The sequence below is a fragment of the Pseudomonas sp. PDM19 genome (genome assembly GCF_014852215.1).
In the GTDB taxonomy this organism is placed as follows: Bacteria; Pseudomonadota; Gammaproteobacteria; order Pseudomonadales; family Pseudomonadaceae; genus Pseudomonas.
The window spans coordinates 660,587-673,184 of the sequence record NZ_JACVBG010000002.1 but is presented as its reverse complement, the minus strand read 5'-3'; the positions used below and the strand labels follow the sequence as shown (position 1 = coordinate 673,184).

Below are 12,598 nucleotides of genomic sequence, written 5' to 3'. Positions count from 1 at the left end.
GCGTAGTCCGCCGGAGCGTTACTTCTTCTTGTCGTAGAGCTTGGGCTCGCCCTCGGGGCGGCTCTTGAAGCGGCGGTGCGCCCAGAGGTACTGCTCGGGCTGGCGACGAATCTCGCTCTCTACCCACTGGTTGATGCGGATGCAGTCGGCCTCTTCGCTCTCGCCGGGGAAGTCTTCCAGCGGCGGGTGGATGGTCAGGCGGTAGCCGGAACCATCGGCCAGGCGCGACTGGGTAAACGGCAGCACCAGCGCGCGGCCCAGGCGGGCGAACTTGGTGGTGGCGGTAACGGTGGCCGCCTGGATGCCGAAAAGCGGCACGAACAGGCTCTGCTTGGCGCCGTAGTCCTGGTCCGGCGCGTACCAGATGGCGCGGCCGGCGCGCAGCACCTTGAGCATGGCGCGCACATCTTCGCGCTCGATGGCGGTGGCGTCGGCGTTATGCCGCTCGCGGCCGGTGCGCTGGACGAAGTCGAACACCGGGTTGTCGTGCTCGCGGTACATGCCGTCGATGGTCTGCACCTGGCCGAGCAATGCCGCGCCGATCTCCAGGGTGGTGAAGTGCATGGCCATGAGGATCACGCCCTTGCCTTCGGCCTCGGCCTTCTTCAGGTGCTCGATGCCTTCGATATGGGCGAGCCTGGCCAGTCGCGCCTTCGGCCACCACCAGCTCATGGCCATCTCGAAGAAGGCGATGCCGGTGGATGCGAAGTTTGCCTTGAGCAGGCGCTTGCGCTCGGCGGCGGAGAGTTCCGGGAAGCACAGCTCCAGATTGCGCGCGGCAATTGCCCGGCGACTGCCGACCACGCGATACATCAGCGCGCCCAGCGCACGGCCCAGAGACAGCAGCGCCGGATACGGCAGCTGCACCACCAGCCAGAGCACGCCGAGGCCGAGCCAGAGCGGCCAATGGCGGGGATGGAGGAACTCACGGCGAAAGGTGGGGCGGTCCATGGAACTTTCCGGGCACGATCAAAGCCCGACATTCTACCTTGCCGACACGTCCTGTGCCTGCCGTGAGGCCTAGCAATCGGCCACGCTTGCGGCTGCCGGGGCGGTCCGCTATAAGTCCAACCATTTTGATGACGCAGTCCGACCATGAGCCAAGCTGACCTTCTCGACCACGATCCCGTATTCCAGCTCAAGGGCAGCATGCTGGCCGTCACCGTTCTGGAACTGGCCCACAATGACCTGCCGCGCCTGGACCGCCAGCTCGCCGACAAGGTCGCCCAGGCGCCCAACTTCTTCCGCGACACCCCGCTGGTGCTGGCGCTGGACAAGTTGCCCGACGGCGAAGGCCAGCTCGACCTGCAGGGCGTGCTGGACATCTGCCGCCGCCACGGCCTGCGCACCCTGGCAGTGCGCGCCAGCCGCGAGGAAGACATTCGCCTGGCCACCATGTTCGACATTCCCGTGCTGCCGCCGTCGGGCTCCTCGCGCGAGCGCGCGGTCGAGCCCAAGGACGCCGTCCCGCAGGTGACCGGCGCCGCGCCAGTCCGTCGCCCGCGTGGCGAGAAGCTCTCCGAGAAAGTCGTCGAGCAGGCCGCCGGCGCTGGCGTGCAGGCCGACAAATCCGTGGAGAAGCCGGCTGAGCAACCCGCCGAGGCCAAACCCGAGAAGCCGGTCGACGCCCCTGCCGAGGCAACCGCCGAAGCACAGGAAGCCACAGCAGAAGCTGCCCCGGAAAAGCCTGCCGAGCCGCCGGCGCCGGTCGTCCGCCCGACCAAGCTGGTGACCACCCCGGTACGCGGCGGCGTGCAGATCTATGCCGCCGGCGGCGATCTGATCGTGCTCGCCCCCGTCAGCCCCGGTGCGGAACTTCTCGCCGACGGAAATATCCATGTGTACGGTCCGATGCGCGGTCGTGCCCTGGCCGGTGTCAAGGGCGACACCAGCGCGCGGATTTTCTGCCAGCAACTGGCCGCGGAACTCGTGTCCATCGCTGGTAATTACAAGGTCGCCGAAGACCTTCGACGCAGTCCGCAATGGGGGCAGGCGGTGCACGTCAGCCTGTCGGGTGACGTGTTGAACATCACCCGCCTTTAACGGATACTGCCGCGACTTTCAGGGACCAGAATTCTTCGTTTTTTCTTTGGGGTGAATCACCTTGGCCAAGATCCTCGTAGTCACTTCCGGTAAGGGTGGCGTCGGTAAAACCACCACCAGCGCAGCCATCGGCACCGGCCTGGCCCTGCGCGGCCACAAGACCGTCATCGTCGACTTCGACGTAGGCCTGCGTAACCTCGACCTGATCATGGGCTGCGAACGCCGCGTGGTTTACGACTTCGTCAACGTCATCAACGGCGAAGCGACCCTCACCCAGGCCCTGATCAAGGACAAGCGCCTCGAGAACCTGTTCGTGCTGGCCGCCAGCCAGACCCGCGACAAGGACGCACTCACCCAGGAAGGCGTCGGCAAGGTCATCGAAGAACTCAAGCAGTCCTTCGACTACGTGATCTGCGACTCCCCGGCCGGCATCGAGAAAGGTGCCCACCTGGCCATGTACTACGCCGATGAGGCGATCGTCGTGACCAACCCGGAAGTGTCCTCGGTCCGCGACTCCGACCGCATGCTCGGCCTGCTGGCCAGCAAATCCGCCCGCGCCGAGAAAGGCGAGGACGCGATCAAGGAACACCTGCTGCTGACCCGCTACAACCCCGAGCGCGTCACCAAGGGCGAAATGCTCGGCGTCGAGGACGTCGAGGAAATCCTGGCCATCCGTCTGCTCGGCGTGATCCCGGAGTCCCAGGCGGTGCTCAAGGCATCCAACCAGGGCGTACCGGTCATCCTCGACGAGGAAAGCGATGCCGGCCAGGCGTACAGCGACGCCGTCGAGCGACTGCTGGGCAAAGAAATGCCCCACCGTTTCCTCGACGTGCAGAAGAAAGGATTCCTGCAACGACTGTTCGGAGGACGTGAATGAGCCTTTTAGATTTCTTCCGCAGCCGGAAGGCGCAAAACAGCGCATCCATCGCGAAAGAAAGACTCCAGATCATCGTCGCCCACGAGCGCGGCAACCGTTCGCAACCGGACTACCTCCCGCAGTTGCAGAAAGACCTGCTGGAAGTGATCCGCAAATACGTGCCCATCGACCAGGAACAAGTCCAGGTCGAGTTGGCCAACCAGGGCAGCTGTTCGATCCTGGAACTCAACATCACCCTGCCGGAGCGTTGATCCGGCCCGGGTGAATCTGCGGCGGCTTCGGCCGCCGCAGTCGTTTCTGTCCCACTTACTTTCGCGTACGAGCTTCCATGCCGCTTTCCCAGATCGAATTCGTCCATGAGGACGCCGCCCTCCTGGTGGTGAACAAGCCTACCCTGCTGCTCTCCGTACCCGGCCGCGCGGACGACAACAAGGACTGCCTGATCACCCGCCTGCAGGAGAACGGCTACCCCGAAGCGCGCATCGTCCACCGCCTGGACTGGGAAACCTCCGGCCTGATCGTGCTGGCCCGCGATGCCGACAGCCACCGCGAGCTGTCCCGCCAGTTCCACGACCGCGAGACCGAGAAGGCCTATACCGCACTGTGCTGGGGCGAATCCGAGCTGGACAGCGGTCGCATCGAAGCGCCGCTGCGCTACGACCCGCCGACCAAACCGCGCCACGTGGTGGACTTCGAGCAGGGACGCCATGCGCTGACCTTCTGGCGCGTCATGGAGCGCCACGGCAACTGGAGCCGCGTCGAGCTCACGCCGATCACTGGCCGCTCGCATCAACTGCGCGTGCACATGCTGAGCATCGGCCACCCGCTGCTGGGTGATCGCCTGTATGCCGAAGGCGAAGCCCTGGAACTGCGCGACCGCCTGTGCCTGCACGCCAGCATGCTGGCGCTGACCCATCCGCAGACCGGCGAGCGCCTGCGCTTCGAGTCGCCCGCGCCGTTCTGACCGCTCTCTGATCGGCGTGCAACCGTAAACGGTTGTAAGCCCGACACCCCGTCCCCAGGCCGCAGATTCGTGCATTTACGTTAAACTTCCGGCCATTCGCTGTCCGGAGTTACCCATGCGTACAGAACTCAACCAGGGCCTGATCGATTTCCTCGCGGCCTCCCCCACTCCCTTCCACGCCACCCAGGCCCTCGCCCTTCGTCTCGAAGAGGCCGGCTACCAGCGCCTGGACGAGCGCGACGCCTGGCGCACCGAAGCCGGTGGTCGCTATTACGTCACCCGCAACGACTCCTCGCTGATCGCCTTCAAGCTCGGCACTGCGCCCCTGCTGGAGAACGGCCTGCGCCTGGTCGGCGCGCACACCGACAGCCCCTGCCTGCGCGTCAAGCCGAACCCCGAGCTGGTGCGCAACGGTTACTGGCAGCTGGGCGTCGAAGTCTACGGCGGCGCGCTGTTCGCCCCCTGGTTCGACCGCGACCTGTCCCTGGCCGGCCGCGTCACCTTCCGCCTGGCCGGCAAGGTCGAGAGCAAGCTGATCGATTTCAGGGCTCCCATCGCGGTGATCCCAAACCTGGCGATCCACCTCAACCGCGAAGCCAACATGGGCTGGTCGATCAACGCGCAGACCGAACTGCCACCGATCCTCGCCCAGGTCGCCGCCGGCGAGACCCGTGACTTCCGCGACCTGCTCGGTGAACAGCTGCAGCTGGAGCACGGCATCACCGCCGACGCCATCCTCGATTACGAGCTGAGCTTCTACGACACCCAGCGCGCCGCCGTGATCGGTCTCGACCAGGCCTTCATCGCCGGCGCCCGCCTGGACAACCTGCTGTCCTGCTTCGCCGGCCTGCAGGCCCTGCTGGGCAGCAGCGACGAGCAGAGCGGCGTGCTGGTCTGCACCGATCACGAAGAAGTGGGTTCCTGCTCCGCCTGCGGCGCCGACGGCCCGTTCCTGGAGCAGGTGTTGCGCCGCCTGCTGCCCGAGGGCGATGCCTTCACCCGTACCGTGCAACGCTCACTGCTGGTTTCCGCCGACAACGCCCATGGCGTGCACCCGAACTACGCCGACAAGCACGACGGCAACCACGGCCCGAAGCTCAACGGCGGCCCGGTGATCAAGATCAACAGCAACCAGCGCTACGCCACCAACAGCGAGACTGCCGGTTTCTTCCGCCACCTGTGCCTGGAAAACGAAGTGCCGGTGCAGAGCTTCGTGACCCGCAGCGACATGGGTTGCGGCTCGACCATCGGCCCGATCACCGCCAGCCAGATCGGCGTGCGCACCGTCGACATCGGTCTGCCGACCTTCGCCATGCACTCCATCCGCGAGCTGGCCGGCAGCCAGGACCTGCACTACCTGGCCAAGGTACTCAGCGCCTTCTACGACAGCGCCGACCTGCCCTGACCCGAACGCCCGGCACAAGCCGGGCGTTTTTCTTCCAGCACTCCGCTCCTGCAATCAATCCGGCACTTCCACACTCACGTGGATGGCATCGTGCCGCCAGAACTCCAGGTCACAATCGATGATGCGCCCATGCTGGTCGCCGTTGATGCGGGTGATGCGCAGCGCCGGGCTGCCCTCGGCGACGCGCAGCACGCTGGCTGCCTCGCCATGCAGGGCCGTGGGCACCATGTCGAAGCGCACGCGGCCGTAACGGATGTCATAGCGGCTGGCATACAACTCTGTGAGTGAGCAGGTCAGGTCGCTGTCGAGAATCCCGGGGAAGTATGCCGGGTTGAGGTAGTGCTCGACATAGAGCACCAACCGTCCATCCACCCGCCGCAGCCGGCGGACCTGGTAGACGCTGGACAACGCCGGCAGCTCCAGCAGCTCGCAGATCGCCGCGCTGGCGGGAATCTGCCGGGCCGACAGCACCTCGGTTTCCGGCACCCGGCCCTGCCCTTCCACCATGGCGTGGTAGTGGCTGCGCACCAGCGGGTTGTACAGCAGCCGCGGCGGCGAGACGAACCAGCCACGACGCTCCTCGCGGTAGATCAGCCCCTGGGCCTCCAGTTGCCCCAGCGCCTCGCGCAGGGTGATCCGCGTGGTGTCGAACAGCTCGCTCAGCTTGCGTTCGGCCGGCAGCTTGCCGCCAGCGCTGAGCAGGCCGCTGTCGATCTGTTCGATGAGTGCGCGGCAGATCGCCGTGACCGTGGGTAGCGCCGTATCGCGCATTCGATTCCCTCTTTTGGACTAGTCCAGCCCCAGAACGGGGCATTTCTTTCCCCCGACGGGGTGCGGTCATCCTAGGAAAGCCCCATGACCGTCCCGTGACAATGTCTTTTCAAGCAGTCGCCATGCCAGTTAACGACACCAGCGTAGCCCAGGCGAATCGGGGCATTGGCGATGGTCTACGCTGTTCCCCTACGACCCGCCGGCCGCTCAGGGCCGGGCCGGCGCGCCTGGGGCTTACATCAAACTGTCATCCGCCCCGCTTAGATTGGCCTGCGTCTTGCTGATCTAGACCACGCTTGAAAACACTGAACGTCATCCGAAGGAGCACCGAATGAAACGCTTGCTTGCTTCACTGCTGGGATCGGCCATTGCCTTGGGCAGCGGCCTCGCCATGGCGGCCACCGCCGATCTGCAATCGCTGGAAGCCGCCGCCCGCAAGGAAGGCCAGGTCAACAGCGTGGGCATGCCCGACAGCTGGGCGAACTGGAAGGACACCTGGAAGGATCTGGAAAGCAAGTACGGCCTCAAGCACATGGACACCGACATGAGCTCGGCCCAGGAGCTGGCCAAGTTCAAGGCCGAGAAAGAGAACGCCAGCGCCGACATCGGCGACGTCGGCGCCGCCTTCGGCCCCATCGCCTTGCAGATGGACGTCAGCCAGCCCTACAAGCCCAGCACCTGGGACCAGGTTCCGGAATGGGCCAAGGACAAGGACGGCCACTGGGCGCTCGCCTACACCGGCACCATCGCCTTCATCGTCAACAAGCAACTGGTGAAGGACGTTCCGCACAGCTGGTCCGACCTGCTCAAGGGCAAGTACAAGGTCACCATCGGTGACGTCAGCGCTGCCGCCCAGGCCGTCAACGGCGTACTGGCCGCGAGCATCGCCAACGGCGGCGACGAGAAGAACATCAAGCCGGGCCTGGAGTTCTTCGCCCAGCTGGCCAAGCAGGGTCGTCTGTCGCTGACCAACCCGGTGATCAACACCCTGGAGAAGGGTGAAGTGGAAGTCGGCATCGTCTGGGACTTCAACGGCCTGAGCTACCGCGACCAGATCGACCCGTCGCGCTTCGAGGTACTGATCCCCTCCGACGGCTCGGTGATCTCCGGCTACACCACCATCATCAACAAGTACGCGAAGAACCCGAACGCCGCCAAGCTGGCCCGCGAGTACATCTTCAGCGACGCCGGGCAGATCAACCTGGCGAAGGGCAACGCCCGTCCGATTCGCGCCGAGCACCTGACCCTGCCGGATGACGTGAAGGCCAAGCTGCTACCCAACGAGCAGTACGCCAAGGCCCAGCCGATCAAGGACCCCAAGGCCTGGGAAGAGACCTCCAAGCGTCTGCCGCGCCTGTGGCAGGAAAACGTCATCATCAACATGCAATGACGCCCAGCCGCCCCGGTGCGAGCCGGGGCGGCCGCGTTCCAACGAAGGCCCCGCCCATGCGCCACGACGTCATCCTGGTCGTCCTCGACGGCCTCAACTACAGCGTCGCCCACGACTGCATGGGCCACCTGCAGGCCCTGTGCAACGCCGGCCGCGGCCAGCTCTACCGGCTCGAATGCGAGCTGCCTTCACTGTCGCGCCCGTTGTACGAATGCATTCTCACCGGTGTGCGCCCGATCGACAGCGGCATCCTGCACAACGACGTGTCGCGTCTGTCCAACCAGCGCAGCCTGTTCCACTACGCCCGCGATGCCGGCCTGACCACCGCGGCGGCGGCCTACAACTGGGTCAGCGAGCTGTACAACCGCACGCCGTTCGACCCGGCGCGCGACCGTCATACCGACGACGAATCCCTGCCGATCCAGCACGGCCACTTCTACTGGACGGACCACTACCCCGACTCGCACCTGTTCACCGATGCCGAGTCGCTGCGCCGCCGGCATGTGCCGAACTGCCTGCTGGTGCACCCCATGAACATCGACGACGCCGGCCACAAGCATGGCCTGGGCACGCCGCAGTACCGCAACAGCGCGCGGCACGTCGACATCATCCTCTCCGAGTACCTGCACCAGTGGCTGGCCGCCGGCTACCAGGTGATGGTCACCGCCGACCACGGCATGAACGACGACCGCAGCCACGGCGGCATCCTCCCCGAGGAGCGCGAAGTGCCACTGTTCGTCTTCGGCGAGGCGTTCAGCCTCGATGACCAGGCACGCCCGCGCCAGATCGAACTCTGCGGCACGCTGTGCGAAATCCTTGGCGCCGCCCACGACAAACCGGTCTGCCGGGAGTTGCTCAAGGCATGAGATCGAACACCGGAAAACTCTTCGCCCTGCTCTGCCTGCTGCCCTTCGCGCTGTTCTTCTTCGCCTTCCAGCTCGCGCCACTGCTGTGGGTGATGATCAACAGCGTGCGCACCGGCGACGGCTGGGGCCTGGGCAACTTCAGCGAAATCTTCGGCTCGCCGTTCTACCTGCAGGCGATCCGCTACAGCCTGGAGATTTCTGTCTGGTCGAGCCTGATCGGGCTGGCCATCGCCATCCTCGGCAGCTACTCGCTGCGCCAGGTGGACAGCAAGCTGCGCGACTTCGTGATGGCCTTCGCCAACATGACCAGCAACTTCGCCGGTGTGCCGCTGGCCTTCGCCTTCATCATCATCCTGGGCTTCAACGGTGCCATCACGCTGCTGCTGAAACAGGCGGGGATCATCGAGGACTTCAACCTCTATTCGAAGACCGGCCTGATCATCCTCTACACCTACTTCCAGATTCCCCTGGGGGTGATGCTGCTCTACCCGGCCTTCGACGCCCTGCGCGAAGACTGGCGCGAGTCCGCCGCGCTGCTGGGCGCCAGCCAGTGGGCGTTCTGGCGGCACATCGGCATCCCGGTGCTGACGCCTGCGCTGCTGGGCACCTTCGTCATCCTGCTGGCCAACGCGCTGGGCGCCTACGCCACGGTCTACTCGCTGACCACCGGCAACTTCAACGTGGTGCCGATCCGCATCGCCGGGCTGGTCTCGGGCGACGTGTTCCTCGACCCGAACATGGCCAGTGCGCTGGCGATGGTGCTGGTCGGCCTGATGAGCATCATTACCCTGGCCCACCAGTGGCTGCTGCGCCGGAGCTACCATGTCGAGAAACGCTAGTCCGCTGTACCACCGAGTGGTGGTCTATGCGCTGTTCCTGATCCTGCTGGTGCCGCTGGCCGCCACCCTGCTCTACTCGCTGGCCACCTCGTGGAGCGCCAGCGTGCTGCCGGACGGGCTGACCCTGAAGTGGTTCCTGACCCTGTGGAGCGACCCGCGCTTCCTCGTCGCCTTCGGCCAGTCGCTGCTGGTGTGCTTCGGCGCGCTGACCCTCAGCGTGGCGCTGGTGCTGCCGCTGATGTTCGTCATCCACTACTACTTCCCGCGCCTGGACGCACTGATGAACGTGCTGATCCTGCTGCCCTTCGCGGTGCCGCCGGTAGTGTCGTCGGTCGGCCTGCTGCAGCTCTACGCCTCGGGCCCGGTGCCTATCGTGGGCACCCCGTGGATCCTCATCGGCTGCTACTTCACCATCGCCCTGCCCTTCATGTACCGGGCGATCAGCAACAACCTGCAGGCGATCAACCTGCACGACCTGATGGACGCCGCCCACCTGCTCGGCGCCAGCACTTGGCAGGCCGCCCTGCTGGTGGTGCTGCCGAACCTTCGCAAGGGCCTGATGGTGGCGCTGTTCCTCTCCTTCAGCTTCCTCATCGGCGAGTTCGTCTTCGCCAACCTGCTGGTGGGCACCCGCTACGAGACGCTGCAGGTGTTCCTCAACAACATGCGCAACAGCAGCGGCCACTACACCAGCGCGGTGGTGGTCTCCTACTTCCTCTTCGTCCTGCTGCTCACCTGGGCGGCGAACCGTTTAAGCAAGGACAAGGCATGAGCTTCCTCAGCGTCGAGACACTGAACAAGAGCTACGGCAGCACCACGGTATTCCAGGACATCGACTTTGCCGCCGAGCGCGGCGAGTTCGTCACCCTGCTCGGCCCCAGCGGCTGCGGCAAATCCACCCTGCTGCGCTGCATCGCCGGTCTCACTGCCGTAGACAGCGGGCGCATCCTGCTGGACGGCGAGGACATCGTGCCCAGGAGCCCGCAGAAGCGCGGCATCGCCATGGTGTTCCAGAGCTACGCGCTGTTCCCCAACATGACCGTGGAGCAGAACGTCGCCTTCGGCCTGCGCATGCAGAAGGTACCCGCAGCGGAATCCGCCCAGCGCGTGCGCGAGGCGCTGGAAATGGTCGAGCTCGGCCCGCTGGCGGCGCGCTATCCGCACCAGCTGTCCGGCGGCCAGTGCCAACGCGTCGCCCTGGCTCGCTCGCTGGTCACCCGCCCGCGTCTGCTGCTGCTCGACGAGCCGCTGTCAGCGCTGGACGCGCGCATCCGCAAGCACCTGCGCGAGCAGATCCGCCGCATCCAGCAGGAGCTGAAACTGACCACGGTGTTCGTCACCCACGACCAGGAAGAAGCCCTGACACTGTCCGACCGCATCGTGCTGATGAACGCCGGGCGCATCGTCCAGAGCGGCGACGCCGAGACGCTCTACACCGCGCCGGAAAACGCCTTTGCCGCCGGTTTCATCGGCAACTACAACCTGCTCGACGCCGCCCAGGCAACCAAGTTGCTGGACCGCCCGTTCCGCCAGCAGGTGGCGATCCGCCCCGAGTCCCTGCGCCTGAGCGTGGAGCCGGGCGAAGGCATCCCGGTTCGGGTACTCTCCCACAGCCTGCTGGGCAACGTGATCCGCTACCGGGTCGACGCCAGTGGCGTCGAGCTGACCGTGGACGTCCTCAATCGCAGCGCCGAGCGGCTGTACCCGGCCGGCACCCAGCTCGGCCTGCAAATCGACCTTGAAAGCATTCGGGAGGTGGCCTGATGGCCCTGGTGATATTCGACCTCGACGACACCCTGATCGACGGCGACTGCGCGAGTCTGTGGAGCCAGCGCATGGCCGATCTCGGCTGGGTGGACGCGGAGTCGTTCCTCAAGCGCGACGCCGAACTCATGGCGCAGTACGCGCTGGGCAAACTGCCCATGGAGGACTACATGGCCTTCGCCCTGGAGCCGATGGCCGGGCGCAGCGTGGATGAGATCGAGCGGGAAGTGGCAACCTTCGTCGAGGACGTGATCGAGCCCCTGATCCACTCCGATGCCTGCGCCAGCCTCGCCCGCCATCGCGAGGCTGGCGACCGTCCGCTGGTGATCTCCGCCTCGGGCGTACACCTGGTCCAGCCCATCGCCGAACGCATCGGCATCGACGAAGTGCTGGCCATTGACCTGGAAGTACTCAACGGCCACTACACCGGCCGCACCGAGGGCGTGCTGACCTACCGCGAAGGCAAGGTGCTGCGCCTGCTCGACCTGCTGGAGGGCGACGACAGCGCGCTGGCTGACGCGCACTTCTACTCCGACTCGCGCAACGACCTGCCGCTGCTCAAGCTGGTGGGCAAGCCGCACGTGGTGAACGCTGACCCGGTGCTGCTGGAGCACGCGCAGAAGATGGGCTGGGACGTTCTGAACTGGAAGTAGGATTCCCATCAGCAATGAAAAGGGCCGCATCAGCGGCCCTTTTCATTGCTGCAATCGACTCAGCTCAGGCTTTCGTCGATCAGCACCACCACCTTGCCCTGCACCTGGTTGCTCGCCAGGGCATCGAACGCGCTCTGCGCGTCGCGGACCGGGAAGGTGCGTTCCAGTTGCGGGCTCAACTTGCCGGATTCGAACAGCGGCCAGACCTTCTGTCCCAGCTCGGCGATCAGCTGCGCCTTGTAGTCGGCGTCGCGCGAACGCAAGGTCGAGCCGATCAGCTGGACACGCTTGCCCAGCAGCAGGGCCAGGTCCAGTTCGGCCTTGCGACCGCCCATCAGGCCAATGACCACCCATCGACCGTCGCGGCCGAGGATTTCCAGGTCCAGCTTGGCGTAGTTCGCGCCAACAGGGTCGAGGATCACATCGAAGGGAGCGAAATCCCGAAGCGATTCGAGGCTCTCGCCGCGCAGGGCGCCGCCCTCGGCACCGAGGCCTTCGCAATAGGCGAGACGGTCGGCCGAACCGACGCTCACCCAGCACGGGCTGCCGAAGGCCTTGCACAGCTGGATGCCGGCCGAGCCGACGCCGCTGGCGCCCGCGTGCAGCAGGACTTTCTCACCGGGCTGCAGCGCACCGAGCATGAACAGGTTCAGCCACGCCGTGGCGTACACCTCCGGCAGCGCGGCGGCCTCGGCCAGGCTCAGGCCCGCAGGCACCGGCAGCGCATGACGCTCGTCCACCACCACTTCCTCGGCCATGCCGCCACCGGCCAGCAGGGCACAGACGCGGTCGCCCACCTGCCAGGTGCTGCCGGCGCCGACCTCGGTCACCACGCCGGAACATTCCAGGCCGATGATGTCGCTCGCCCCCGGCGGCGGCGGGTAGAGACCGGCCACCTGCAACAGGTCGGCGCGGTTGAGTCCCGCGGCGGCGACCTGGATGCGGATCTGTCCCTGTGCGCAAGTCGGGTTCGGGCGCTCGGCCCACTCCACTCGCCCTTCGATGCCTTGCAATGCGTTCACGCTG

General features: G+C 65.8%; 14 protein-coding genes. 11 read left to right on the top strand and 3 right to left on the bottom strand.

Features of this window, described 5'->3' with window-relative positions; translation table 11 throughout:
• Positions 1 to 18: 18 nt before the first annotated feature.
• On the bottom strand, positions 19 to 951 hold the full coding sequence (locus tag IB273_RS11490; protein ID WP_151187958.1) for a lipid A biosynthesis lauroyl acyltransferase: 933 nt from the start codon (positions 949 to 951) through the stop codon (positions 19 to 21).
• A gap of 144 nt (positions 952 to 1,095) precedes the next feature.
• Here IB273_RS11490 and minC point away from each other — a divergent pair, with 144 nt between their 5' ends.
• From minC to IB273_RS11465, 5 genes are all read left to right on the top strand, one after another.
• A complete protein-coding gene (minC, locus tag IB273_RS11485; protein ID WP_192224106.1) occupies positions 1,096 to 2,043 on the top strand; it encodes a septum site-determining protein MinC in 948 nt (315 codons plus the stop codon).
• Between the two features lie 61 nt (positions 2,044 to 2,104).
• Positions 2,105 to 2,920 (top strand): septum site-determining protein MinD, encoded by an 816-nt coding sequence (gene minD / locus IB273_RS11480; RefSeq protein WP_017522034.1) that lies wholly within the window; start codon positions 2,105 to 2,107, stop codon positions 2,918 to 2,920.
• The gene (gene minE, locus IB273_RS11475) at positions 2,917 to 3,171 is read left to right on the top strand and encodes a cell division topological specificity factor MinE (protein ID WP_045210300.1); all 255 of its coding nucleotides are present in this window, start codon (positions 2,917 to 2,919) and stop codon (positions 3,169 to 3,171) included. The genes minD and minE overlap by 4 nt, the downstream gene beginning before the upstream one ends.
• 77 nt (positions 3,172 to 3,248) lie before the next feature.
• Positions 3,249 to 3,884 carry an RluA family pseudouridine synthase gene (locus IB273_RS11470; protein WP_192224105.1) on the top strand — a complete coding sequence of 212 codons (636 nt, stop codon included), beginning with the start codon at positions 3,249 to 3,251 and terminating at the stop codon, positions 3,882 to 3,884.
• A gap of 115 nt (positions 3,885 to 3,999) precedes the next feature.
• The gene (locus tag IB273_RS11465) at positions 4,000 to 5,289 is read left to right on the top strand and encodes a M18 family aminopeptidase (protein WP_081520220.1); all 1,290 of its coding nucleotides are present in this window, start codon (positions 4,000 to 4,002) and stop codon (positions 5,287 to 5,289) included.
• A 54-nt stretch (positions 5,290 to 5,343) separates the two neighbouring features.
• On the opposite strand, the gene IB273_RS11460 is transcribed toward IB273_RS11465, so the two are convergent.
• Entirely contained in the window at positions 5,344 to 6,060 is a 717-nt protein-coding gene (locus tag IB273_RS11460; RefSeq protein WP_081520219.1) for a UTRA domain-containing protein, read from the bottom strand.
• Between the two features lie 331 nt (positions 6,061 to 6,391).
• On the opposite strand from IB273_RS11460, the gene IB273_RS11455 reads away from it, so the two are divergent.
• Genes IB273_RS11455 through IB273_RS11430 form a run of 6 tightly spaced genes read left to right on the top strand, consistent with a single transcriptional unit; the run spans position 6,392 to position 11,572 of the window.
• A complete protein-coding gene (locus IB273_RS11455) occupies positions 6,392 to 7,450 on the top strand; it encodes an ABC transporter substrate-binding protein (RefSeq protein ID WP_151187961.1) in 1,059 nt (352 codons plus the stop codon).
• 56 nt (positions 7,451 to 7,506) lie between these two features.
• The gene (locus IB273_RS11450; protein WP_192224104.1) at positions 7,507 to 8,316 is read left to right on the top strand and encodes an alkaline phosphatase family protein; all 810 of its coding nucleotides are present in this window, start codon (positions 7,507 to 7,509) and stop codon (positions 8,314 to 8,316) included.
• Positions 8,313 to 9,155 carry an ABC transporter permease gene (locus IB273_RS11445; protein ID WP_015478217.1) on the top strand — a complete coding sequence of 281 codons (843 nt, stop codon included), beginning with the start codon at positions 8,313 to 8,315 and terminating at the stop codon, positions 9,153 to 9,155. The genes IB273_RS11450 and IB273_RS11445 overlap by 4 nt, the downstream gene beginning before the upstream one ends.
• A complete protein-coding gene (locus tag IB273_RS11440; RefSeq protein ID WP_192224103.1) occupies positions 9,139 to 9,927 on the top strand; it encodes an ABC transporter permease in 789 nt (262 codons plus the stop codon). The genes IB273_RS11445 and IB273_RS11440 overlap by 17 nt, the downstream gene beginning before the upstream one ends.
• Positions 9,924 to 10,919 (top strand): ABC transporter ATP-binding protein, encoded by a 996-nt coding sequence (locus IB273_RS11435; RefSeq protein WP_192224102.1) that lies wholly within the window; start codon positions 9,924 to 9,926, stop codon positions 10,917 to 10,919. The genes IB273_RS11440 and IB273_RS11435 overlap by 4 nt, the downstream gene beginning before the upstream one ends.
• Entirely contained in the window at positions 10,919 to 11,572 is a 654-nt protein-coding gene (locus IB273_RS11430; protein ID WP_192224101.1) for an HAD family hydrolase, read from the top strand. The genes IB273_RS11435 and IB273_RS11430 overlap by 1 nt, the downstream gene beginning before the upstream one ends.
• Before the next feature lie 59 nt (positions 11,573 to 11,631).
• On the opposite strand, the gene IB273_RS11425 is transcribed toward IB273_RS11430, so the two are convergent.
• Positions 11,632 to 12,594 carry an NAD(P)H-quinone oxidoreductase gene (locus tag IB273_RS11425; protein ID WP_192209771.1) on the bottom strand — a complete coding sequence of 321 codons (963 nt, stop codon included), beginning with the start codon at positions 12,592 to 12,594 and terminating at the stop codon, positions 11,632 to 11,634.
• Positions 12,595 to 12,598: the final 4 nt, after the last annotated feature.